The sequence below is a fragment of the Cupriavidus sp. BIC8F genome (genome assembly GCF_032465815.1).
Taxonomy (GTDB): domain Bacteria; phylum Pseudomonadota; class Gammaproteobacteria; order Burkholderiales; family Burkholderiaceae; genus Cupriavidus; species Cupriavidus necator.
Genome location: NZ_CP136096.1, coordinates 73,448 through 96,079, shown reverse-complemented (window position 1 = coordinate 96,079; position 22,632 = coordinate 73,448). Strand labels below are relative to the sequence as shown.

Sequence of the window (22,632 nt, the reverse complement as noted above, 5' to 3'; positions counted from 1 at the left end):
AAGCCAGAAACCTTTACGTTCCTGGGCTTCATCTTCATCTGCGGAAAGATGATCCGTTAAGCGTTCAACAAAAAGTCAATCTGTAGTCTGTACCGAATCCCTGAAGGATTACGTCGACATCAGCTTCTAGGGTTTTGGCGTCGCGGGCCTTGAAGGCCAGCCACTCGTATTTCATCTTGTGCCAAAGCTTCTCAATGCGATTGAGCTCCGGGCTGTACGGTGGCAGGAAGTACAACGTCAAACCTTTCCTTCGTAGCAGCCAGAGATAAGGCCGAAGTGCGCGTGCCGTGTGGACCGAGGCATTGTCGAGAATCACGGTCAGCGGCTTGCCGACGTGTTCGACCAGTAGGCCGAGGAATCCAACGAACAGCATCGAGGTCATCGTCTCCCACAACTTCACTGCAAACAGTCCTCCTGAGGAAAGCAGTGCTCCGACCACGTTCAGGCGCTTACCGCGCCGGGCTTCAATCATGTGCTGCTGCCCGACTGGTGTCCAAGCACTTCGATTCGGCTGCGCTTGCGCGAAGCCAGCTTCGTCTACGTAGGCGAGCTCGATTTCGCCACGCTTAGCTTGCTCGACCAACTCCCCGATTTCAGATTGGGCTTGTCGGAATCGCTGCTCATCCCGCTTTTTTTTAAACTATGCCGGGTTCGCTTCCATACCAGCCCCGCTCGCTTGAGAGCTGCTGTCAGCGTATTGCGATGAACCCGAACCCCGAACTTCTCTTCGAGTCGTGAGAGCAGTTCCGGAACAGTCAGCGCTTCCTGCGTCGCCCATGCCTTCAACTGTTCAACGTGCTCCGTCGACAGCTTGGATGGGGCACCGCTGCGCGGCGCGTCTGACAGCGCTGCCATGCCTTTTTCCAACCAACGATAGCGCCTCTCGTATACCGCCTCCAACGTCAACTCCTGTCGCTTGGCTATCTCCTTGGCAGGCACGCCATCGCTAAACATCAGAATTGTCCGCGACCTGTCTCGTGTTCTTCCATCACGGCGGCTTCTCGCCAGTGCTTCAAGCTCAGTACGTTGTTCCTTCGTCAGTTTCAGCGGCTTCAATACGGACATCGTCTATGTCGCAGTTCTTATTTGATTCGATATTATAGAGGTATTTCTTGTGAACCGCTTAGTGGGTAGCGATTTTTTGGCATAGAGCTCGGCATAGGTCGGCGCGGTGACGTCACCAGCGATGCCGAGCAGGGAGCGAAACGCGTTGAAGGGATAGAAACGGCGGTTGAAGCGGAAGGTGAATTCGTTGAGATAGGCTTGTAGGTGCTGCGGGCTGACACCGTGATGAATACCGCGCAGCCAGGTCTTGAGATTGGAGAACACAAGGTGAATGATCGGCAGGAAGGTTTCGGCCACTTGCATGTCACCGCGCTGCGCGATGGCGATATGGCCATAGCCGCGCTCGCCCAGCTTGGCATAACCGCTCCAGTCGTCGGTGATGATGGTTGCGCCGGATGCAACGGTACGCTCGATGAATCCGTCCAGCGACCGGGCACTTCGGTCAGGAACCAGAGCGAGCCGAACTCGTCCGGCATACCGTGCGCTCTTGCGTTTGTTGCGGCTGCCGGCAAGCTTGCGTTGCCGAACCTCGACAGCGCCGGCCACAAGAACCATGTCGTGCACGCCCCTGCCTTTGCCGCGAGTACGCCCACCGACGTAGGCCTCATCGGCCTCGACGTGTTCCTCAGGCTTGCCACCGATCCGATCCTGGTCGGGGCGCACCATGCCGGCGCGCAACTTGTGGAGTATCTGGAAGGCGGTCTCGTAACGCGACAGGCCGAGTTGGCGCTGGAACTGAACGGCCGACATGCCAGGCGTCTGACTGGCGACCAGATACGCCGCCCAGAACCAAACCGACAGCGGTGTGTGCGTGCGCTCCATGACGGTGCCAGCAGTGAGGCTCGTGTCGCGTGTGCAATGGCGACAACGGAAAACGCCGGGGCGATTGGCAAAGCGGTACGGCTCATCAATCAAGCCACAGTGGCCACAAATGAACCCATCGCTCCATCGAGCGCGCTCAAGGTAGGCCATGCATGCCGCTTCGTCTGGAAACATCCGCTGAAACTCCGGCAGCGAGCCCGGAAACGGCAGATCGCCTCGGTCAAGCACGTCAATAACCATGGTTGCCACGGGTTGGCACAGATGCCCAACATACTATCGGTAGGGGGCTTGGGAGACAACCGGATAAGCATGGCACCAACTACCTGTTTCGGCTGTACGAAGGCAGCGTCAAGAAAGAACAGGTGGTCGAGTTTCTTAAGGCGCTTAAAGCGCATCTGAAGCAGCCGTTGCTGATCATCTGGGATGGGGCCAGGCCCCATCGCGCCGCAATGGTCCGCGAATATCTGGATTCTCTCGAGGGACATATTCATATGACCTTCCTGCCACCGTACTGCCCCGAGCTCAACCCAGTTGAGTACCTGTGGGCATGGCTCAAGCGTCATGCGATTGCAAACTTCTGCCCCGACAACCTCAATGAGTTGCATACCGTCGCCCGCAACAAGCTCAAAAGCGCTCAACACCGGCCTTCGATCATCGCCGCGTGCTGGGTTCAGGCAACGTTGTGGTGATGTCGTGATTTACGGAAAGATCAATAGTCGATATCGTCCATTCGCTAGCCGAATACGGTCAGAACTTCGGCATGACTGCACGGGCATAACGCGGCGCCAACTTCAGGCCGGTGCTGGCGCACCGCTTACGTTGGTTACTATCACTACACTGATCGCAAAAGCCCCGCTAGCGCAGCTATGCCTGGTTTGGCTGCCCCCTCACACGCCTCATTGATTGTTTCCACTGCATGAAGCAAGTTCTTGCCGAGCGGAGTCAAATAAGTGGCCCGGCCTTGGATGGCGATGATCACAGGCAACTGCAGTGCATTCTCGAGTTCCTTTACCTTACGCCATGCTGTGCGATAGTGCATATTGTGCGCTCGCGCTGCGATGGTAATCGAACTGTGGGCATGTATGGCTCGCAGGAGGTCCAGCGTCTCAGGGGTCAATTTATAGTCCGAACCTATCTGCAGGTGCGGCCCTAACAAGTGAATTTGCATCCGTCCTTTCCATTTATTGCGCCAACGCGTCGGCAAGCCGTGACATTAACACTCTGCTGTGCACGGGCAGGTTCGTGAATGTTCGCCGTAGTTCCATCGAAAATTGCAATGCACCGCGAGTGGTGAACCTACAGACAGAGAAGCGCAGTATTTCAATTTTGCGCCGTATCCGGAAGCGGACCTGAGTAATATGCCGATCCGTCGCCCGCGGATTGAGGCCATTTGAGGGTCGCCCGGGATTCGGAAAGCATCCGCCTTCATGCCTCTGCAAGCTTCTGATTTAGCATCGAAACCGCATTTGCAGCGCCCGGTATCGCGCGGCAGTCCTCCTATCCGACCCGGTAAAACTCCACCGACTGTCCCGCATTGACCGCCCGCCGCAGCCAATCGGGCATCTCGCCCTGCCCGTCCCAGCTCATTCCCTGGGCGTTGCGATAGTAGACCGGTGGTGGCGGGGGCGGCGGATCGAAGCACCCCGCCGCTGCCAGTTCTTCCATCGTCAGCCCATAGTCGGCCATCTGGTCCTGGATCCAGCGGATCGCCGCGGCCCGCTCATTGTTGACTGTCATTGTCGTCGTTGCCATCGCTGCCGTCATCCGGATTCAGAGTTGTGGTTGGCGCGCCCTGATTTTCGCTCTGTGCTTGCTGCTCGGTCGGCGCTGGGCTCCCGGCCTTGCGCCGCCGCCCACCACCACTCTCCCCCCGCCGCTCCGGCGGCCCCATCCGCAATTCTGCCAGCAGCTGGCGCGCCAGCGCCGCCTCGGCCTCGGCGCGCTCCGCGCGGCGCTGCCCCGCGCCCAACTCCGCCTGCACCGCGTCCAGGTCGTGCACCGCTTTGCGCTGCGCCTGCTCGGCGGCCGCGAGCCGATCGGCGAGCGCCGCGGCCTGGGCCTCCAGCCGGGCCCGGACTTCGGCCTGCGCCACCGCCGCATCGCGGGCCTCGCTGCGCGCCGCCACCAGCTCCCCGCGCAACGCCTCGGCGGTGCGCTCGCTCTGCTGGCGCGCGGTCCGCTCCGCGTCCAGTTCGCGCAAGGCGCGGCGCTCGCTGGCTTCGGCCCGTTCCTGGGCAAGGGTCACCTGCTCGCGGGCGCGCTCGAGCTCGGTCGAGAATTGGGTACGCAGCTCCGCCAGCTGCCGCCCAGCGGCGTCCAGCTCCGCCCGCCCCGCTTCCAGCCGGGCCTGGGTCGCGGCGTGCCCCTGCCGCTCCGCCGCCAGCGCCGCCTGCACGGCCTCATGCGCCTGCCTAGCTTCGGCCAACTGCGCCGAGAGGGCGGCCACCTCTTCCCGCGCCGCCGCGGTCTCGGTGCGCGCGGCGTCGCGCTCGGCCTCGGCGGCGCTGACCGCATGGCGCGCCTCGGCGCGCAGCGTGGCCAGCTCGCCGGTGGCGGCCTCGTTGGCCGCCTGCCAGATGGTCTGCACCGCCCCGGCCGCGATCTCCTTCAACGCCTCCGGCAGGTCGGGGTGGTCAATGGTCACGCGCGTGCGCCCGCGCAGTTCCTGCCAGAACGCCTGCAGCACCTCGGCCGGCGTGCCCATGCTGCCCTTGCGCACCAGGCTGTAGAGCTTGTTGGCGGTGGGCGTGACGCCGTAGCGGAAGAACAGCAGGCCGCAGACCTCGCGGTAGAGCGCGCGGGTCTCGGGAAAACGCCCGCGCAGCTCAGCCAGGTCGGCCTGCAGCGCGGCGTCGGTCAGATCCAGGTCGGCAGCGGGCATGGGAAGAAAAACGCAAAAATGATGATAAATATTACACCGTAATACGTAATAAAGCCAATTTCAGGCAGCATATTTTAGACATAAGTCCGCTTATGTCTATAATATCGACACTAGGTGTGACTTTTAGACCCCGCCATGGACCCGCTTCCCCTCCCACCACGCCACAGCCTGGTCGACCCGCTCCCCACGCCGCTCGAGCGCCTGCGCCCGCCCCCAGCGCTGTCCGGCGCCCATGGCACCAACCGCGCACCGGCCACCGGCGCCCGCATTGCCGCGGCCGATGACCTGGCCGCCGTCACCGCCTGGCTCGCCCGCTATGCCGACAGCACCGCGACGCTCGCCACCTACCGCCGCGAAGTCGAGCGGCTGATCCTCTGGGCCGTCCTGCAACGCGGCAAACCCCTGTCGTCACTGACGCACGAAGACCTGCTCCTCTACGAGCGCTTCCTCGCCGATCCGCAGCCGGCCGCGCGCTGGATGCTGGCCGGCAGCAAGAAGCTCGCGCGCAGCCATCCGGACTGGCGCCCGTTTGCGGGGCCGCTGTCGCCCGGCAGCGTGCGTCAGGCGCTGCTCATCCTCAATGCCTGCTTCGCCTGGCTCACGGAAGCCGGCTATCTGGCCGGCAACCCGCTCGCCCTCGCCCGCCGTCGGCGCGCGCCCACCAAGCCACGGATCACGCGCTATCTCAGCCACGAGCTGTGGGCGACGGTCAAGGACACGGTCGCGGCGATGCCGACCGAAACCGCGCGGGAACGCCTGCACGCGGCGCGCTGCCGCTGGGTGCTGACCGTGCTCTACCTGGGGGGCTTGCGCGCCTCGGAACTGACGGCCACCCCCATGGGGGCGTTCTTCTGCCGCCGCGATGCCCAGGGGATCGAGCGCTGGTGGCTGGAGGTGACCGGCAAGGGCAACAAGACCCGGCTGGTGCCGGCCACCGACGAGTTGATTGCCGAACTGGCGCGCTACCGCCGCGCCCATGGGCTGCCGCCCACCCCGCAGTTCGGGGAGACGCGTGCGCTGGTGCTGCCGGTGATTGGCAAAGCGGGCAGCGAGAAACCGCTGTCACGCGGCGCGCTGCACCTGATTCTGAAGGAAATGTTCGGCATGGCGGCCACGCGGCTGCGCGCGCGCGGGCCCGAGTGGGAGGCGCAAGCCGCGGTGCTGGCCAGCGCCTCGGCGCACTGGCTGCGCCACACCGCGGGCTCGCACATGACCGACCAGCAGGTCGACCTGCGCTTTGTGCGCGACAACTTCGGGCATAGCTCGCTCTCGACGACGAGCGGCTACCTGCACAGCGAAGAGGATGCGCGGCACGAGGCCACGCAGGTGCGGCACCGGATCGGCTGGACGAACAAGGCCTGAGGCCGCCCCCTATTCGGCCCCGGCTAATTTCATGATCATGAAATTAGCCGGGGCCGTAAGGTTGCCACGCCGTGGCAGCACGGACCTGCCTTGCAGGGGTCATGCCGGGATAAAGCCGGAAATGACACTTAACACTAAAAGTAATATAGAACGCCGCTCTTATGCGATTAGTTGCGTGGCGTCAACTGCTCCAACGGCTCGATCTGACGGAGCCAGCCTTGCAGCATCGTGACGATTCGCAGCACTTCGGATAGCGTGTCGAACGCCAATTCCGGCAAACTTTCCTCGCCGGTTGCGACCGTCATCCCCGCGCCGTTGATGACGGTATGCGCCATCCCGTGCAGGCGCAGCAGCATATCGCGCAGCCCATCTTCGCCACGGGCTTCGCTCAACATGGCGTCGAGATCGTCCACCATGCGCAGTAGGCTCGTGGTGTCATAGGTTTGCTGTGCTTGCACCAATGCTGCCCGGTCCAGGCGACCGTAGGCCGTCTCGACCGTATCGTCGGAATCGCTCATATCAAATCCTCCTGATTTGTTGTTGCTGCTCAACCATTGCCGGCGTCGGCGCGCGCTCGTTTCACGGCTTGGCGGAACAAGGATTCCTTGAGCCACGGCTCCGGCGGCCGCTTCAAATCGAGGTGGTAGTTGCCGAACCGCTTGACCCCGGTCGTGCCATACGGGCTCATGAAGGCGGCATCGGCCGCGGAAACCGGTTCGCCGGCGGCGTGAAGGTCTTGCATGATCCGCATCATGTCGACCGTATTCTGCAGAATCACGGCCGAGGCCACCAGATCGATATAGCGCACGCGCTTCTGCTGCTCGTTCGGATCGTTTTCGGTAATGACGTCGCCGCCGAAATCGAGCCATTTGGTGAAGGCGTGATACGACTCGATCTTGTTGGTGGTCGCCGTCACCTCCTGCCGCATGTCCTTCTGCGAGATCCAGCGCAGCAGGTAGACTGTGCGCAGCACGCGACCGAGTTCTCTTGCCGCCGCAAACAGTCGGTTGTGCCGGCCCTCGTGGCTCAGCTTACGCAGCAGCATCGGCGACATGACGCGGCCGGCCTGGATTGAAATCGCCACCTGCATCAGATCCTTCCAATGGCTGCGGATCAGCTGCCAATCGATGACATCGCTGAACAGACGGTCGATGTGCTTGTAGCGGATGCCCTTCTCCGCCTTGTAGAAGCGCAGATCCTTCCAATTGCGGATGCGCGGCATCAACTGGATGCCGTTCAGGTAGGTGAATGCAAAGACGGCTTCGGATTGGCCGTGCGTATCCGAATAGACGGTGTCGGCCTGGACACTCAAGCCGGCTTTCAGCAAGCCCTCGATGACGTAAATGGCCTCCAGCACGCCTGGCGGGATGAAGTGGCGGAACACCGCGATGTAATTGTCGGCCACATGCCGGTAGGCCACGGCGCCCATGCGGCGGTAGCGGAAATGCATGCCGACCAGAAGGTTCTGCTCGTAGAAGTCGTACTGAGTGCCGTCGGCGGCCACCTTCTTGCCTTCGCCCCACAGCTTCGGCAAATCAAGGCGTAGATACAGCTCGGTCAGGTCGCGGCAGGCATTGTCCAACTGCTCGAGGCCCATGTGGCGCTGATTCACGTACGACAACTGATGTGGCGTCACGCCGTTCGACAAGTGCCGCGCCGCCTGGTTGGGGCCGAGGTTGCAACCCATGGCAAAGACGGTAAGCAGATAGCGTTCGCGCGCGTTGCGCAGTTTCGGATCGTCGCCGGATTGCGGGCCAAAATGGCGGGTGAACCCCGTCCAGTGCTCGATGTTGGCGAGGATGTCCAGCAGATTGCGCGGCACGAGCCGGCTGTCGATGGCGGCTTGCAAGGCAATGGCCGACGGCGGGACTTCGCGCGCCGTGACACGCGTGAGCGTAGGCTCGCCGCTGGGGCTGATCGTCACGTCGCCGGCATGCTGTGGGAATTCACTGTCGACCTGTTCGGCCGTCTGGGTCAGCAGCTGCTTGAGGTCGTTGACAAAGCCTTGCGCATCGGACGCCAGGCCGATCCGGTCGCAATAGTCCTGAAGCAACGCCTGACATTCTTCCCACGGCATCAATTGCTGACGAAGGTCGGCAAAGTTACCCGATCCTTCGATGCAAACGTCGCCGCAGCGCAGATCGCCGGCGAGATGGGAAAACACGCACACCTCCAGGTAGCGCCGATTCGTCGGCTTGCCCAAGGTCTGCGAGCGGCGCACCAGCTTGCGCCAGCGCTCGGATGCGAACGACAGGTCCACCTCGTCGGCGAGCCAATCGGTCTTGCGGTGCTCGTTCTGCAGCACGACGTCCAACGCCTTGAGCAGTCGGCGGTCTTCGGTCGCCGCGACAAAGCGCAAGCCCTTCGCCATCTGGAACATCGCCGCACGCCATGATTTGAAAGGCTTCCACAGCAAAGGCAAGTGATTGCCGTCGCTCCAGACGCGGATCGCTTCGCAATCGGCCTGCAGCTTGTCCAGATCGCCATGCGGCGCCAGCAGCTCGCGCACGCGCTGTCCGGTATGGGCATCGTCCAGGTCTTCGGCCAGAATGCCGATGACCAGCTCGAGCGCGGCGACCAGCTCTTCGCTCAATTCGCGCTGGCGCGCCTGGATGATGTCAAGTTCTTCCTTGGCACTCTTGTGGATCGCCCCCATGCGGCGGATGAACATTTCCGCGATGTCGTCGCGCGCGCCGATGCGCATCTGGCGCACCAAGGCCAGGATCAGTGCGTGTCGCTTGGCGGGCCGCAAGTCCTTCATGTCGCCGGCGTCGAGGGCGGATGCCATGTTGGCCAAGTGTTTTAGTTTGGTCGCCGGAACGCTGTCGAGTAGCGTGTCGCTGTCAGGCAGCGATTCGAGCCACTCCAACTGGTCCAGCACCAGGTCGAGGTGTTTGCGCGTCGCCTTCTTTGCGGATCGCTTGATCTGCTGATAGAGCGAGCGCCGCGCCGGCAGCTCGGTTTCCAGCAGTTGATCGAGCCATTGGCGCTGGTCGGCGGACAGGCGCTGCGCGATCTGGCGATGGAGCGCGGCTTCGGCCATGGCATGGGCCTGCTCCGCGATCTCGTCGAGCGTCCTGAAGGCAGGCAGTTCGTAGCCCAGCCGAACCAGTTCCTCGATCGTGATGTTGATGATGTCCACGCGTGTGTCCACCACGCCGGCGGCTTCCTCGGTGAGTCGGATTGCGACGAGGCGCGTCTGGGCATCGGTGTAAGGCTTGATGCCCAACAAGGTGCGGATCACCTTGTGATGCCGATAGCGCGCGGTATGCGCGGCGGGATAGGTGATCTGCCGTACCGGCGCCATGCCCAGGCAGGCCGACACGTGCTCGATGACTTCCGGGGGAACCGCCTCCACCGCCGGAAAGTGGCGCAGGAACTGGAAGCACTTCAGGTTGACCAGAAGCGCGAGGCGCCGCTCCGCGGTGCGGGCGAAGCCTTGCGCCCACTCAATTTCCTCCGGCCGCGGGGTGAACGAGGTCTGCAGATCCTTGAGCGTGAGCGTACGCGGAAAACGCGGATAGGCGGTGCGTTCGATGCTGGCCATGCAAGGGACTCCCCAACATGCGTTCCTTGTTCGCAACGGCTCGTTGCGCGGATCGCGCGCAAAGGCGCCAGCATATTCTGCCGCTGCCTGAATGCCAAGCCTGCTGCCATTACGCGGGGTTGGGGCCTGGTAGCGCGCCCGGCAGCGCCGATTCGATCCGGCGTCGGGCAAACGGGTCGGCCGCTTCGACATAGCGCATGGCCGAGTGGACATCCTTCCAGCCGACATATTCCATCAAGGTTTTGAGGTCCCAACCGTTGGAGGTCGCCCAATTGGCGAACCCGCGCCGCAGCGAATGCCCGCTATACAGCTCAGCCGAGGCGATACCGGCGTGCGCCAGGATCGAGCGCAGCAGCGGCACCAGGCTGTCGGCATGCAGCCCCGCCTCGCCGACATGGCCCCAGCGATCAATCGCGCGAAACACCGGTCCGGACGTCAGCCGCGCCGCTTCCACCCAGGCCGCATAGGCCTCGACCGGGCACAGCCGCGACAGCGCCGGCGCCTTGAAGGTGGTGCCCTGGTAGTGGCGGTCGCCCTTCGTCTGCGGGAAATAGCAGGTCATGCCTTCTCCGGGCGCGATGGCGACATGCTCGACCAGCAGGCGCGTCAACTCGTCGCCACGGAAGCCGCGCCAGAAACCGAGCAGGAGCAGCGCCTTGTCGCGCCGGTGGCGCAACTCGGCGCCGCGGTCACGCTCGGCGCGTGCCGTCTCGCTGGCGGCATCGAGCCAGCGCACGACCTGGTCCAGCTGCGCGAGCTGCAGCGGTTTAGCGCGCTTTTCCTGGGCGGGGTGCAGCGCCTGAATGCCGCGGAACACCTTGCGCACCACCGGCGCCTTGGTGGGATCGGGGAAGCCCTGCTCGAGATGCCATTGCGCCAAGGCGGCCAAGCGCTGCCGTAGCGTGTTGACCGACAGCGTCTCGGCTTGGTCGGCCAGGTAGCGCGCGATGCTGTCGGCGGTCGCCGGCAGGAAGCCGCCCCAACCGACCTCGAAGTGCCGCACGGCCGACTGGTAGCTCTGCCGCGTGTTGTCGCGCGTGGCGGCCCGCAGGTACTGGTCAAGCTTGCTCATCGGGGGGGCTCCTGTCGCTGGGCGAAGGCCGTATTACGGATCAAAGGGGCCAAAGCTGGCCGAATTTGCGCATGATACCGGATAACGCCGCCTTATCCGGTGTGAGTTTCCTCCCAAATCGTCATTGTCATGTGCGGTATTTTGCTATGTAATTACGTGGTATGTAATCTATTACGATATTTCGAGGACGCCCGATGGCCCGCACCGGACTCTACAAATCCGAAGTGAAAAAGGCGCGCGACGCGCTCATCGCGCAAGGCAAGCACCCGTCGGTCGACGCCGTGCGCATCGCGCTCGGTAATACTGGCTCGAAGACGACCATCCACAAGTACCTGCGGGAACTCGAGACCGAGGACGGCGGTGCCGCCGGCCGCAAGGCTTCTATCAGCGAGGCGCTGCAGGATCTGGTGGAGCGGCTGGCCGCGCAATTGCAGGAGGAAGCCAATGCGGGGATCGATGCCGCGCGCGCCGAACACGCGGAACAGGAGCGCCGGCACACGGAGCATCTGGCCGCCGCACACCGCGACGCCGAGCAATTAGGCGGGCACGTGCAGCGCGTCGAGACGGCCCTGCAGCAGGAGCGAGACGCGCACGGCCGCGCCCGCGAGACGCTGCAGCAAGAAACGATCGCGCGCCACACGGCCGAGCAGCAAGTCGCCGACCTCAAGGAGCGGCTGGCCGAGAACGAAGCCCACCGGCGCTCCCTCGAGGAAAAACACCAGCACGCGCGCGAAGCCCTCGATCACTACCGCCAAGCGGTCAAGGACCAGCGCGACCAGGACCAGCGCCGGCACGAGCAGCAACTCCAGCAACTGCAGGCCGAATTACGCCAGGCGCAGCAAACCATCGTCGTCAAGCAGGAGGAAGTCACCCGTCTGAACCAGGACGGCGCGCGCCTGGTGGCCGAACTGTCCCATACGCGCCAGGCTCTTCAGCAGGCTCAAGAATTCAGTCGACGCCAGACGCAAAAGCTCGAAGCGCTGCAGCCGATCGAGCAGCGCAACGGCGTGCTGGCGACGCAGCTCGCCGACAAGGATGCCCACGCCCAAGCGCTGCAGGAACAATTGGCGGCAGCGTTGGCACAAGCTGGCAGCCTGTCGACGCAGGTGCGCGAGCTTGAGCTGGCCTTCGCGCAGTCACAGGCCAAATGCGAGGCGCAGCAAGACATCGTAGCCGAGTTGCGCACCTATCTCGTGGCCAGTGGGCGACCGACATAAAGATGCCGTTCTTTATTACTTTTGGGCTTATGTGTCATTTCCGGCTTTATCCCGGCATGACCCCGCATCGGGCGTTGCAGACCGGCGCAATACGTGAAGGCGGAATCAAAATCCACGTCAGTGTGCTGAAGCTGCGTGGATCCGTCGGCATTGCGACGGTAGACATGGTAGGTCTCTGCGTCGGATTGGCACGCCGGGACGGTACCCGACGGCAGTTGGCGCATGGCTCGGATTTGCAGACGACCCACGATCACATTGAAACCTTTGAACGACATATCAGAACTCCAAGTAGATCCTATGTAGGGGAAGGGATCGCCAAGACGGCTAGCAGTAGGATTGATGGGGCACGGGCTTGCTCAATGGAGGGCATCATGGACGCCGATCACGCTACCGAACTACATGCTGAAGACGCCATCCTGGCGGTATCTCTCGAACTGTCGGCCGCACAATGGAAGGTTGCACTTCACGACGGCCTCAGGGAGAGACCCGCGGTTCACTCGGTTGGCGCTCTACAAGCCGCTCTTCGACTGCAGGCCGTCCTTGAGTTGATCGAGCAGCAAAAGCGCAAGTGGTCGCTGCCTTCGCATGTGCGCGTGGTTGTTAGCTACGAAGCTGGACAGGACGGATTCTGGATCCTTCGGTCGCTGCGCTCGCGCGGCATCGACTGTTATATGGTCGATGCCGCGAGCATCCCGGTGGAGCGCCACAAGCGGCGTGCGAAGACGGACCGCCTCGATGCGATCAAGCTCGTCACCAATTTACGTGCGTGGCTACATGGCGAGCGAGACCGTATGCGGGTGGTACGTGCGCCCTCTCTGCAGGATGAAGCGTCGCGTCATCTGATTCGCGATCGCGGACAACTGCAAAAGGAAGTCATGCAGCACCGCGACCGCATGCGCAAACTGCTTGTTACCGTTGGCTGTTGGGACGAGGTTGACCACCGTGCATTCGCCAAGCGGCTCGCTAGCGGCGAACTGACCTGCCACGACGGCTCCCCGTTGCCAGACGAACTGCGCGAACGGTTGCTGCGTGAATCGCATCGCCTGGAACTCGCCGAGCAGCAACTCAAGGATCTCCAGCGTACTCTTCACGACCGCCTACCCGAGCCGGTACGTGAGCGAATCACCTGGCTCAAGCGCTTGAGGGGAGTGGGTGACATTGGTGCATCGCGTCTTATGCTCGAACTGTTTTGGCGGCAGTTCCGCAACCGCCGACAGCTCGGCGCGTGCGTAGGACTCGTGCCCCAGCCCTACGACAGCGGCCAGAGCCGCGTCGATCAGGGTATTAGCAAGCAAGGCAATCGACGGGTACGGGTTCAGCTTATCGAGATGGCCTGGGGTTGGCTCCGATACCAGCCTGGCAGCGCGCTTACACGATGGTTCAACGAGCGAACCCAAGGTACCGGGCCCAACCGCCGTGCCCGCCGCATTGCCATCGTCGCGCTCGCCAGGCGCCTCGTGATCGCACTATGGCGTTACCTAAAGGAGGGCATCATCCCCGACGGGGCCCAGTTCAAACCGGCATGACATCAGTTGCGATGTCGCTTAACACTCGAGGGTGAGATGAGTTGTGCCCGTGCAGATCGCAGGCCTGCTTAGCGCGGCCGATAATTAGATGGGGCACATCTCCCGGATTGCACTATCCGGCGCCACGCGCATACAGGATGAGGCCGGTACTACCGGCGGATAGAAGTCGGTGAGACGTCGATGTCTCACGTGCGCACCAGCCGTCCCCCTCAAGTTAGTCGAGGCCACGTAGCCCCGACATCGAGGACTTTTTATGATCTGAATCTTTGTAGAAGGCTTGCCGCTACTTGACAAACTATTTCCCATAGAAGTGATCTGCCGCAAGGGTTCTCCCCCGCGGGCAGAACCCGCAGGGCAGAAAGAGAAAGAGGTACCGCCCCGAAAGGCGGCATTCAGAACGACCGGTTAAGCGCAGACTGCTCGCTGGCCAGCAATGCATTGCAACCGATACGCGGTGAGCCACTGGTCGCAAAAGTCCGTGCCGCGCACCAAAGGGCGATGCACGTGGACGGTCAGACCTTCACTGCGGGCGCGCTTGGCCAAGGCCAGCGCATCCGCCATGCCGGGCGACTTGCGTGTCTTCGGATCGATCTCATCGAAGTCGGCAAAGACGTGCAGCGTATGGATGCCAAGCCCTTGCGGCACGACGAAGCGGCTGAGCAGCACACGATTCAGGCAGCACCAGGTCGGCACGCCGAACAGCATGTGCGCCGCATAGGCCGTTTCCAGCCCTTCGGCCACGCCCAGCACGCCATCGCGCGGCGGCATGAGCCGTACCGCACCGCCAGGGAGGGGTAGCGCCGTCACGTCATTGCGCTTGGCCGGTAGGATTTCCCCGTCCGCCGTCACGATAAGCGCCTTGGCCGGTTTGGCCGGATCAAGCGCAGTCCGGTGCACCGTGGCCATGCGGCCATCTGGCCGCGTGAACTGGGCCACGATCGTTGGATAGCGCCCCTGCACTGCATGCTCGTGGCGATAGTCCATCATCGCCAGCCGCAGAGCGCTTGGGCGCGGTGCAACGAGACCTGGCACGCGAGCGGCAAAGTACCGCATCGCGGCGTCACCGGGCATCAGCGGGGTGGCGCTGGACCAGACTCGCTCGATACGACGGGCCTTGGCCGCGTCACCCATGCCACGACGCCGCATAGGGGGACGCGCCGATCGGACAATCGCCGGTGCCGGCTCCCCCTCCACCACACGAGCAAGCTCGAGAAAGGACATACCGGTGTACCGGCAAATGAGCAGGATGGCGTCGCCCGCCATCGGGTTGCCATTGGCACACTGGCGGCATACCCAGTCGCCACGGCCGCTTTTGCTGTCGTAAGTAAAGCGGTCATTGCCTCCGCACATCGGGCATGGGCCAGGCTTGCCGGTCAGGAAGCGCTCCGGCAGATACTGCAAAACCAGAGCGTCCCATTGAGCGGGCGTCCAGTTCTTCGTGATGTCACTCATTTTCATTGGGTTTCACTCCGGTCGGAATGGTTGGTCGATGCCTGAGACAGGCGGGGGAACTCGCTTGCTCAAAGGACACCCCGGCAGAGCCAGAGGGTCTTTTCAGCATGGCGCATCACTGCGGGATGGAGGATGAACCGCGCCAGTGTCCGGCGCACAGAGGTAGGGACTACTGCCGCCGGCGAAAGCCGGCAGCAGTAGCAAAACAACGTGGAGATGAGGCGAGAGGCGTCGAAGAGTCCGATTGTTCGTTCCAATCTCAGAATGGAATCGAATCGTCTTCCTCGTCGAATCCTGTCTGAGATGCAGGCCATTGGCGCGGCCGCGCGCTCTGGCGCTGACGCGTGCCCCGCTCGCCTTGCGACTGGCGGGAAGGTTGCTGGCCGTAGCCCTCGTCGTCACCGGCGCCGCCACCCTGACGGCTGCCGATCATCTGCATCTGATCGGCAACGATCTCGGTGCTGTACTTGTCCTGGCCGGACTGGTCCTGCCATTTGCGAGTGCGGATGCGGCCCTCGACGTAGACCGACGAACCTTTCTTCAGGTACTGGCCGGCGATCTCGGCGAGCTTGCCGAAGAAGGAGATGCGGTGCCACTCAGTGGCCTCCTTCATCTCGCCCGTCTGCTTGTCCTTGTAGCGATCGGTGGTGGCGATGCGGATGTTGGTGATCGCGTCGCCGCTGGGCATGTAACGGGTTTCCGGGTCGGCGCCGAGGTTGCCGACCAGGATGACTTTGTTAACAGATGCCATAGAAGAGTTTTCCTATTTTGAATCAATGTGAACGGGTAATCGACCACAGCCACTTGTCCCACATGATGGGCTGACCGTCGTCCTCGAGTTTTGGCGTTCCGGACTTGCGGTGGAATGCCTGTACCTTGACCTTGTGCAGACGCCGTACTTCCACACGGTCGCCGAGCTGGCAGCCGGCTTCGGCGATGGCTTCCTTTAACCCTTCGCCTTGCAGGGTGTCAACGCCAGTTGCCGTCTCCAGCTTCAGTGCAAACGACGTGTAGGTTCGACCGATGCGCTTGCGATCGGCGAACTCCGCTTCGCCCCAGAAAATGATGGTGCCGCGGTGCACTGCAGCGCCGGGCTCAAGACGGGTCTGCGCCCTGCCGGCCGCTGCGCCAGTGTGCTGGCTATGACGGGTCGGTTCGCGGGCAGATTGGCGTGCGGACTGGCTCGCGCCGCCGTCGCCCGGCGAGGCAGCTTGCGCCGGCGGAGCCACGTGGGCGCGAATCGCAGCGGCAATCACCGCGGAGAGCGTCGCCCCCTGATGTTCGGCCGTCACGTTCCAGTATGGAACCGGATTGGGCAACAGCTTCTGGCCAAAGTGCGTTGCCGTCGGGCGGGCATCGAAGTCGGCCACGAAGTGAACGATGCGCTCGCCCTCGTCGCGAAAGAGATTCGGCACGCCGCCGATCTCGATCTGCACTTCGTTGCGCAAACCGGTGCCGACGGCCGGTGCATTGCACGCACCCGGTGCGGCGGGCCGCGCTTGTAGGGCGTCCTGGAGCGTGTCGAAGAGTCGCTGAATGAAACTCACGGGCGACTCCCTAAAGCAGCGTGCCGCAGCGCATCCGGCGGACCTCGTCCAGATCGCGTTTGAGGCGGGGGTGGTTGAGGATGATGTCTTGCAGAACCTCGGGGTCAACGCCGGTCACAGCGCAGACATAGGTGTAGGGCACCGCCCCATCCCAGTAGCCGAAGATCCAGCCAAGCGTCATCTCGAAGTCGTCTTTCTCGACGGCCTTCCCATGCATGCGCGAACGCAGCAGGTCAGCACAGTCGGCTAGCGACTCGGGAAGGTTGTCGCCGCGACGACTGTCGCAGGCGAGGCTGATCAGGGCGTCAATCATCCGCTCGCGCACGGACTCGCTCCAGTACTTCGGATCGGGCAGCGGGTCGCGTTTGGGGGGATCGACCGTGAGGGGTGCTGCGTCCCCGAAGAAATCGAGTTGCCAGGCGGCGAGTTGCATTTTCATAGGGTGCTCCGCGCGGGAACCCTATTGCCACCTGCCGGTGAGAACGAGGTTCCCACGACAGTTGGATAGGGCCGCCCTCCAAGTGAGGGCGGTACAGGTCAGGCGCTGCGGCGGGCTGCTTCCTGACGTTTCAACGGCACAACGACAGGGGACTTGGCATACACAGGTGCTTGGGGCGCTTGCGGCTGCTCAGGTTCTGCATAGGCAGCTCGCGGCTTGGGCATCGACACGTCACGGGGCGTCGGCACAACGTGCGAACGACCGATGAGCTTGTGATACCCCCACGACAGCGCGACGATGCCGAGGAAAAAGCCGCAGACAGTGGATTGCGATGCCACATAGATCGCCATCAGCGTGAAGAACAGACGGATAGGCGCGCGCATCAGATTGGCCAAGGATTCCATGGTTTTCTCTCTTGAAAACAGTAAATGGGATTTCCCAGCAGAAAGGCCGGGCGATTATTCGATGCTCAGAAGAGCAAGGAATCCTTGAAGCGCCAACGCACTTGCCGGATGCACATGCATCGAGCAAAGGCGCTGGGCAAGGGAGATTGAGACGGAAAGGGGCGAGGACGAAGCAACCCCAGGGTGACGGTCTGCTTGTCGAAATCGATGCGTCTAGGACGCGCGTGTGAGTAAGACCTTAAATCAGTTTCCCGTCCGCGAATCCCCCGAAAGCTCGCCAAAAACACACAGCTTTTCGCGGCTGCCCGTCCAACCGGTTGGACTGGGGCCCTCCGCTGCCGCATTTGCACCAACGCACCGCACATCCCCACGGCGAGCGATTATCGCGCCGATGACACCTACCATAGGGGTAAACACCTACACATATCGAAGGTCGAGTCGTAAAAGAAGTACGCGATTCGGCAAGGCCATCTCGTGAAAGCTACATCCATTTCGTCGTCTTTCCGGACCGCAGCCCGTGAATGACGACGCTATCCTCGCCTTCACAAGAGAATTTTGCCTGGCGGTGAACTTGCCGTTTCGCAACTCACTACTCAACCGACTTTTCAACATATGAGCCAATCCGACCAAAACGAAAATCTGCCTTCACTCCCATCAGACGGCCCGCTCGATGATCGGGCTCGTCAGTTGGTGCTACTCGCCAGGGCTGTTCTCTCCGAGCATCTCGATGCAGCAGCAATCGGGCGCATCGTACAAGCGACTCAAGAGATATTCCTGAGCCTGGACCGCATTCAAACTGAATCGCTTGCCATTGGTTCGCGGCTGGCCCAGATCGACACCATCCTGGTCAGCAAGTTCGAGGCAGCATGCGGCAACCGTCAACTTGCCAGGCGCCAAGCGACTGGCCTTCTCACTACCTATTGCCAGCGTGTTCTGCGCATGAGTCGGTCATACATCTTCCTGCACATGCAGATCTACCGGCGTTTCCTCGACAACAATAAGGCGCTCAACCTGTTCAGTATCAGCGAGCTCTCAGTCCTCGTGCGGGCATCCGTTTCGGATGACGACTTGCTGATGGTGATGGAGGAAAAGGAGAAGAACAACAAGATCGGCCGGGCGGAAATTCGCCAATTACTGCGTAAGTCGCGTGAGGCTGACGAGCAATTGCTGGAAGCGGAAGCCAAGCTTGAAGGCGCAAGAGAGGAACTTGCGCAAGCTGTGTCCACGCAGCGCGATATGGAGTACGAAATCAAACAGCTCCGGGCGCAGGCACAGCAGACGGCTGCCGAACGCGATACTCACCGTGCCGCGCTGTCCGATGCCCAGGTGGATCTTGCTCGAAGCAACAGTTCTGTCAGTAAGTTCCAAATGGCGATTGATGACCTGACCCACGAGCGGGATCGTCTCCTCGAACAGCTGGCCACTGCCAAAGCCAGGGTCGAGACCAAAGAAGTCCTGCGCGAGGTGCCCCCCGCCGGCTACGTCACCATTGAAGCCGCCATCGAGGACGTCAATCAACGATTGGCGGCCGCACAACGGGAATTAAAGGACACCCTGACTGAGATGGAAGCCGCGCACGATGCGGCAACAAGGGAAGCGAACACCCACGCGGTCCTCACCGACTTCCACGCGCACTTTGAGGCCATGGTCACCAAGTTCTCCCTTGCACAACTGCGAGTCCTTATGGAGAACAACAGCGCGAAGGTCCGTCCGCTTCTGGAAACGATGGCATCTGTCGTTGGCCGATACCACTCGGACCTGGTCGCCGCTATCGCGGTTTCACGATAGTCGGAACGCCGTGACGCTGCTTAACCACGGAGCGGCGTGTAGGAAGCAAGAAACACAACAACAAAATACTAAGAGAAAAGCCCTGTCATGAAGCTTGACATTCTGCGCGGCGACTTTGACAAGCTGGGACTAGCCAGGTTGTCGGCCGAACGTATTCGCTCAACGAACTATCACCTGACCGACTACATGGAGGAGGCGCTGATCCGACACGCTGCATTTGCGCAGACCTTCGGAATCAGGAAGGAAGAGATCGAGGCTCTGCGCAGGAATGAGCCCGCCTTCCGCAAGGTGATGGGCATGCCGTTCATGACGGTTGTACCGACGATCGGAGCCGTAGCAGACTGGATGTCGCTCGTCTCTGGTCGCACTACGACGCTTGCCGTCGACAAAATCAGGCATCAGACGCCGGTTCTTGACAGTGTCGACAAGATCCTGCTTTACCACAACAACCGCGCCTACGTCTGGCTCATGGTCGAGCTGCTGCACGCCAGCATCCTGGCGGCCCCTCTTCTTGGGATCAGCCTCGAACTCGCGCAGTACCTGCGCGAACTTCCGCAGCATCATCTTGACCTGGCCGTCAGCCGCATTCAGTTCCCAATTTTCCGGTGGCGCATCGCAGAGCCGGTCTTCTTCATCGAGCACGGCGCGGACCGGACGTCCTACGACCTGCTCGGCCACTATTTCATGCAGTTCTCCCAAGCGCGTGTCGAGAAAGCTGAGGCCAAACAGGACTGGTCACGTCTTCGGGAGATATTGTCAAATCTGGTGTACGAGGGCTGATCGTGGCCGGCTGTCAGGCGGCGAGTTTCTGCTGAACCGGCGGATTGTCATGCGCCGGAGTTCCGTCCTTGAAGGGAACGCCCTTCAAGAGCAGTTCGATGTGTTCGGCACCGTTGATGCGGCGCCAGGTTTTCTCGGCTTCCTCGATCAGCTTGAAGGCCAGGCCAAGGAAGGTCGCTCGGGACACGCAATTGCGCGTGCGCGTCGTGCGGTGACGCACGGTCGCGAAGGTTGATTCAATCGCATTGGTCGTGCGGATGTGCTGCCAGTGCTCGGCCGGGAAGTCGTAGAACGTCAGCAGGCTGTCTCGATCTTTGGTGAGCACGCCGGTGGCCTTGGGATACTTGGCGCCGTAGATCGTTACAAAGCGATCGAAGGCGGCATCGGCATCGGCCCTGGTGGCTGCCATCCAAATCGCCTGCAGATCTGCCTTGGCGCGGCCATGCTGGGATTTTGGCAAGGCGTTCAGGACATTGCCCATCTTGTGGAACCAGCAACGCTGGGTACGCGTGGCCGGGAACACCTCTTCCAGGGCAGCCCAGAATCCCATGGCGCCATCGCCGACCGCCGCCAGCGGGCCAGCCTGCAAGCCGCGGGATTTCAGGTCCAGCAGGACTTCCACCCACGATGCCTTCGATTCCCGATAGCCGTCACCGATCGCCACGCGCTCCTTCCTGCCGTCGGGCGTAACGCCGATGATCACCAGCAGGCATTGCCCGTCCGAGCCTTCGCTGCGCAGACCCGTATGGATGCCGTCCACCCACCAATACACATACCGCGCCGCTGACAAATCACGCTGATTCCAACTCGCATGCTCGTCTGCCCACTGCGCCTTCAATCGGCTCACCACGTTGGCCGATAGCCCTTTGGCATCCTCGCCCAGCAGCACCGACAGCGCCTCGCTCATGTCGCCTGTCGAGACTCCCTTCAGGTACAGCCAGGGCAGCGCCGCACTCACCCGCGGCGACTTCCTCACATACGGCGGCACGATCGCCGAGTTGAACTTCACGCCGGAACCGGACCGGTCGCGCACCTTGGGCACCTTCACGGCAATCGGTCCGGCGCCCGTCAGCACCTCCCGCTCCGGGAGGTAGCCATTGCGAACCACGGCGCGCTGCCCGCTCAACGTCTTGACGTTACTGAACTGCTCAAGCAGCTCTGCCAGTTCCACTTCGATCGCCTCCTGGATGACCCGCCGGGCCCCGCGCCTGATCAACTCCTCGAGCCCAAGCCCGATTTCCGATAGACCGACTGCTTCTTTACCCTTATCCTTGCTCATGGTGGTGGACTTTTTTTGTGCTGGTTTCCGATCTCGACAATCAGATTCTCAGCGAAAAGCTCCACCGCCCTCGACTCCGCGCCTCAAATCCCCCGCCGTACACCACTTTCGACTTTAGCTCTGCGACTTTCACTACCATGCCCATGGCTATCAAGCCGGATACCAGGGCAAAGCCTTGTTGCAGTCGGTGACCACTTAACCGGCTGGCCACGCGCCGACCGACCAGCATGGCGACCATGGCGCCAGCGGCAAATGGCACGCCAACCTGCCAGTTCATGCGTCCGGCAATGGCCATCGAGATGACACCGGAGGCGGAGACCAGCGTGATGACGGCGAGCGACGTCGCCACGATGGCATGTACCGGGGCGTTGGTCGCCTTTTTCAGAGCTGGCACGATGACAAAGCCTCCGCCCACTCCGAGCAAGCCAGACAGAAACCCGGCACCAACACCAGAAACTGCCAGCGCGCGGGTGCAGGACGCGGTCCAGACAAAGCGGCCGGTGTGGTTGTCCAACTGGCAAGGCTGCAACGGCTGGCCGGCGCCCATTGCGTGTTCCGGCTTGCTCGCGGTCGCCTGCCGGAACATCCGTAATGCCACAAAGGCCAGCACGGCGGCGAAGAGCAGCGTCAGCGGGCCGTTCGGGAGGCGGTGAGCGAGCCATAAGCCGACGGGTGAGAACAACGTACCGGCGACAGCCATCACCATGGCAGCGCGGTAACGCACAATGCCCTCACGTAGTCCAAGCAAGGCCCCGACTGCGGCGGACAGGGCCACCGCAAGTAGCGCGACCGGCGCGGCCTCGGCGACGCTGAGATGCTGCACGAATAGCAGCAGAGGCACCGCGAGGATGGCGCCGCCGGCGCCGGTCAGCACCAGGATGAGGCCAATGACGGCGCCTAGCGTCGCGCTGCTAATAAGGATGCTTTCCATCGATTCACCGCTTACCAAAGTTTTTCACTGAACCGTGCCACCTTGGCCCGTGCCTTGCTCAGGCTCGCTGCATACTGGATTTCGTCCGCTCGAGGATTTCGAAGACAACCATGCCAGCCACCATCGCCGCGACAAAGCCAATCGCCTTCGGATAGCCCGCACCCAAAGCCACCAGCGCGGGGCCCGGGCAGAAGCCAGCCAGACCCCAGCCGACGCCAAACGCGGCGCTGCCCAGCACCAGCCGCAGCGTCACGGTCTTGCTGGCCGGCAGTTGCACGGGCAACCCCAGGAAAGAGCGCTTGCGGCGCTTGGCAATCAGGAAGGCAAGCGAACCAAGGAGAATCGCGCCGACCATTACAAAGGCGAGGGATGGGTCCCAATGTTGGCGCCGATCCAAATCTGAGCCACCGTGCCGACTGAATATTGAGCCAGGGGTGGAAGCCGACTTCGAGAGGGTCGGCTGTGGATAAGTGTAGGGCTTGGCCTGGTTCGTTGATCTCCTTTGTGCTGTTTTGATGGC

At 62.2% G+C, this 22,632-nt stretch carries 20 protein-coding genes and 3 pseudogenes; 6 read left to right on the top strand and 17 right to left on the bottom strand.

The features are described 5' to 3' along the window. Positions 1–64: 64 nt before the first annotated feature. From RS901_RS35235 to RS901_RS35225, 3 genes are read right to left on the bottom strand one after another with little or no spacing between them, the layout of a single operon-like run. On the bottom strand, positions 65–583 hold the full coding sequence (locus tag RS901_RS35235) for an IS630 family transposase (RefSeq protein WP_316155129.1): 519 nt from the start codon (positions 581–583) through the stop codon (positions 65–67). After that, on the bottom strand, positions 538–1,065 hold the full coding sequence (locus RS901_RS35230) for a helix-turn-helix domain-containing protein (protein WP_316155128.1): 528 nt from the start codon (positions 1,063–1,065) through the stop codon (positions 538–540). Before RS901_RS35230 ends, RS901_RS35235 begins: the two co-directional genes overlap by 46 nt. A 3-nt stretch (positions 1,066–1,068) precedes the next feature. Beyond that, the gene (locus tag RS901_RS35225) at positions 1,069–2,127 is read right to left on the bottom strand and encodes an IS1595 family transposase (RefSeq protein ID WP_316157559.1); all 1,059 of its coding nucleotides are present in this window, start codon (positions 2,125–2,127) and stop codon (positions 1,069–1,071) included. A gap of 74 nt (positions 2,128–2,201) precedes the next feature. On the opposite strand from RS901_RS35225, the pseudogene RS901_RS35220 reads away from it, so the two are divergent. Beyond that, positions 2,202–2,576 (top strand): annotated as a pseudogene (locus RS901_RS35220) (transposase); the annotation flags it as partial. Positions 2,577–2,719: 143 nt separating this feature from the next. Here the strand turns inward: RS901_RS35220 and RS901_RS38990 are convergent. The 3 genes from RS901_RS38990 to RS901_RS35210 form a co-directional block, all read right to left on the bottom strand. Continuing rightward, positions 2,720–3,055, bottom strand: coding sequence for a winged helix-turn-helix domain-containing protein (locus RS901_RS38990; RefSeq protein ID WP_078196378.1), 336 nt, complete (start codon positions 3,053–3,055; stop codon positions 2,720–2,722). Positions 3,056–3,384: 329 nt separating this feature from the next. After that, positions 3,385–3,624, bottom strand: coding sequence for an H-NS family nucleoid-associated regulatory protein (locus tag RS901_RS35215; RefSeq protein WP_316157558.1), 240 nt, complete (start codon positions 3,622–3,624; stop codon positions 3,385–3,387). Next, positions 3,608–4,768: a DNA-binding protein gene (locus RS901_RS35210; RefSeq protein ID WP_316157557.1), complete on the bottom strand. Its 1,161-nt coding sequence runs from the start codon at positions 4,766–4,768 to the stop codon at positions 3,608–3,610. The genes RS901_RS35215 and RS901_RS35210 overlap by 17 nt, the downstream gene beginning before the upstream one ends. Positions 4,769–4,903: 135 nt before the next feature. Here RS901_RS35210 and RS901_RS35205 point away from each other — a divergent pair, with 135 nt between their 5' ends. Next, entirely contained in the window at positions 4,904–6,130 is a 1,227-nt protein-coding gene (locus RS901_RS35205) for a tyrosine-type recombinase/integrase (protein WP_316157556.1), read from the top strand. 167 nt (positions 6,131–6,297) lie between these two features. Here the strand turns inward: RS901_RS35205 and tnpC are convergent, their stop codons facing one another. The 3 genes and pseudogenes from tnpC to RS901_RS35190 form a co-directional block, all read right to left on the bottom strand. Beyond that, entirely contained in the window at positions 6,298–6,648 is a 351-nt protein-coding gene (gene tnpC, locus RS901_RS35200; RefSeq protein ID WP_316149748.1) for a Tn3 family transposase post-transcriptional regulator TnpC, read from the bottom strand. A 29-nt stretch (positions 6,649–6,677) separates the two neighbouring features. Continuing rightward, a complete protein-coding gene (locus RS901_RS35195; protein WP_316149749.1) occupies positions 6,678–9,677 on the bottom strand; it encodes a Tn3 family transposase in 3,000 nt (999 codons plus the stop codon). 121 nt (positions 9,678–9,798) lie between these two features. Continuing rightward, positions 9,799–10,749, bottom strand: a pseudogene (locus tag RS901_RS35190) (site-specific integrase); the annotation flags it as partial. Positions 10,750–10,943: 194 nt separating this feature from the next. On the opposite strand from RS901_RS35190, the gene RS901_RS35185 reads away from it, so the two are divergent. Together RS901_RS35185 and RS901_RS35180 are read left to right on the top strand one after the other, a co-directional pair. After that, entirely contained in the window at positions 10,944–11,966 is a 1,023-nt protein-coding gene (locus RS901_RS35185) for a DNA-binding protein (RefSeq protein WP_316149751.1), read from the top strand. A gap of 371 nt (positions 11,967–12,337) precedes the next feature. Continuing rightward, complete coding sequence (locus RS901_RS35180) at positions 12,338–13,492, top strand: IS110 family transposase (RefSeq protein WP_316154667.1); 1,155 nt, start codon at positions 12,338–12,340, stop codon at positions 13,490–13,492. A 405-nt stretch (positions 13,493–13,897) separates the two neighbouring features. On the opposite strand, the gene RS901_RS35175 is transcribed toward RS901_RS35180, so the two are convergent. The 5 genes from RS901_RS35175 to RS901_RS35155 all read right to left on the bottom strand — a co-directional run bounded on the left by RS901_RS35175 (position 13,898) and on the right by RS901_RS35155 (position 17,334). Continuing rightward, the gene (locus RS901_RS35175; protein WP_316157555.1) at positions 13,898–14,950 is read right to left on the bottom strand and encodes a primase-helicase zinc-binding domain-containing protein; all 1,053 of its coding nucleotides are present in this window, start codon (positions 14,948–14,950) and stop codon (positions 13,898–13,900) included. Positions 14,951–15,203: 253 nt separating this feature from the next. After that, positions 15,204–15,695 (bottom strand): single-stranded DNA-binding protein, encoded by a 492-nt coding sequence (locus tag RS901_RS35170; RefSeq protein WP_316157554.1) that lies wholly within the window; start codon positions 15,693–15,695, stop codon positions 15,204–15,206. Positions 15,696–15,717: 22 nt separating this feature from the next. Then, positions 15,718–16,491 (bottom strand): hypothetical protein, encoded by a 774-nt coding sequence (locus tag RS901_RS35165; RefSeq protein ID WP_316157553.1) that lies wholly within the window; start codon positions 16,489–16,491, stop codon positions 15,718–15,720. A gap of 10 nt (positions 16,492–16,501) precedes the next feature. Further along, positions 16,502–16,930: a hypothetical protein gene (locus RS901_RS35160; protein WP_316157552.1), complete on the bottom strand. Its 429-nt coding sequence runs from the start codon at positions 16,928–16,930 to the stop codon at positions 16,502–16,504. 98 nt (positions 16,931–17,028) lie between these two features. Next, entirely contained in the window at positions 17,029–17,334 is a 306-nt protein-coding gene (locus RS901_RS35155) for a hypothetical protein (RefSeq protein ID WP_316157551.1), read from the bottom strand. A 612-nt stretch (positions 17,335–17,946) separates the two neighbouring features. Here RS901_RS35155 and RS901_RS35150 point away from each other — a divergent pair. Beyond that, positions 17,947–19,122, top strand: coding sequence for a hypothetical protein (locus tag RS901_RS35150; RefSeq protein WP_316157550.1), 1,176 nt, complete (start codon positions 17,947–17,949; stop codon positions 19,120–19,122). A gap of 87 nt (positions 19,123–19,209) precedes the next feature. Further along, positions 19,210–19,902, top strand: a complete 693-nt coding sequence (locus RS901_RS35145) for a hypothetical protein (protein WP_316157549.1) — start codon at positions 19,210–19,212, stop codon at positions 19,900–19,902. 13 nt (positions 19,903–19,915) lie between these two features. Here RS901_RS35145 and RS901_RS35140 read toward each other — a convergent pair whose 3' ends face one another. From RS901_RS35140 to RS901_RS35130, 3 genes and pseudogenes are all read right to left on the bottom strand, one after another. Then, complete coding sequence (locus RS901_RS35140) at positions 19,916–21,181, bottom strand: IS256 family transposase (protein WP_316154236.1); 1,266 nt, start codon at positions 21,179–21,181, stop codon at positions 19,916–19,918. Between the two features lie 40 nt (positions 21,182–21,221). After that, positions 21,222–22,112, bottom strand: coding sequence for a sulfite exporter TauE/SafE family protein (locus tag RS901_RS35135; protein WP_316157548.1), 891 nt, complete (start codon positions 22,110–22,112; stop codon positions 21,222–21,224). A gap of 58 nt (positions 22,113–22,170) precedes the next feature. After that, positions 22,171–22,509: pseudogene (locus RS901_RS35130) on the bottom strand (DUF6691 family protein); the annotation flags it as partial. Positions 22,510–22,632: the final 123 nt, after the last annotated feature.

Coding starts and splice junctions, on each gene's coding strand:
- RS901_RS35230 (WP_316155128.1), bottom strand. CDS start 1,065: ATGTCCGTATTGAAGCCGCTGAAACTGACGAAGGAACAACGTACTGAG.
- RS901_RS35225 (WP_316157559.1), bottom strand. CDS start 2,127: ATGGTTATTGACGTGCTTGACCGAGGCGATCTGCCGTTTCCGGGCTCG.
- RS901_RS38990 (WP_078196378.1), bottom strand. CDS start 3,055: ATGCAAATTCACTTGTTAGGGCCGCACCTGCAGATAGGTTCGGACTAT.
- RS901_RS35215 (WP_316157558.1), bottom strand. CDS start 3,624: ATGACAGTCAACAATGAGCGGGCCGCGGCGATCCGCTGGATCCAGGAC.
- RS901_RS35210 (WP_316157557.1), bottom strand. CDS start 4,768: ATGCCCGCTGCCGACCTGGATCTGACCGACGCCGCGCTGCAGGCCGAC.
- RS901_RS35205 (WP_316157556.1), top strand. CDS start 4,904: ATGGACCCGCTTCCCCTCCCACCACGCCACAGCCTGGTCGACCCGCTC.
- tnpC (WP_316149748.1), bottom strand. CDS start 6,648: ATGAGCGATTCCGACGATACGGTCGAGACGGCCTACGGTCGCCTGGAC.
- RS901_RS35195 (WP_316149749.1), bottom strand. CDS start 9,677: ATGGCCAGCATCGAACGCACCGCCTATCCGCGTTTTCCGCGTACGCTC.
- RS901_RS35185 (WP_316149751.1), top strand. CDS start 10,944: ATGGCCCGCACCGGACTCTACAAATCCGAAGTGAAAAAGGCGCGCGAC.
- RS901_RS35180 (WP_316154667.1), top strand. CDS start 12,338: ATGGACGCCGATCACGCTACCGAACTACATGCTGAAGACGCCATCCTG.
- RS901_RS35175 (WP_316157555.1), bottom strand. CDS start 14,950: ATGAAAATGAGTGACATCACGAAGAACTGGACGCCCGCTCAATGGGAC.
- RS901_RS35170 (WP_316157554.1), bottom strand. CDS start 15,695: ATGGCATCTGTTAACAAAGTCATCCTGGTCGGCAACCTCGGCGCCGAC.
- RS901_RS35160 (WP_316157552.1), bottom strand. CDS start 16,930: ATGAAAATGCAACTCGCCGCCTGGCAACTCGATTTCTTCGGGGACGCA.
- RS901_RS35155 (WP_316157551.1), bottom strand. CDS start 17,334: ATGGAATCCTTGGCCAATCTGATGCGCGCGCCTATCCGTCTGTTCTTC.
- RS901_RS35150 (WP_316157550.1), top strand. CDS start 17,947: ATGAGCCAATCCGACCAAAACGAAAATCTGCCTTCACTCCCATCAGAC.
- RS901_RS35145 (WP_316157549.1), top strand. CDS start 19,210: ATGAAGCTTGACATTCTGCGCGGCGACTTTGACAAGCTGGGACTAGCC.
- RS901_RS35140 (WP_316154236.1), bottom strand. CDS start 21,181: ATGAGCAAGGATAAGGGTAAAGAAGCAGTCGGTCTATCGGAAATCGGG.
- RS901_RS35135 (WP_316157548.1), bottom strand. CDS start 22,112: ATGGAAAGCATCCTTATTAGCAGCGCGACGCTAGGCGCCGTCATTGGC.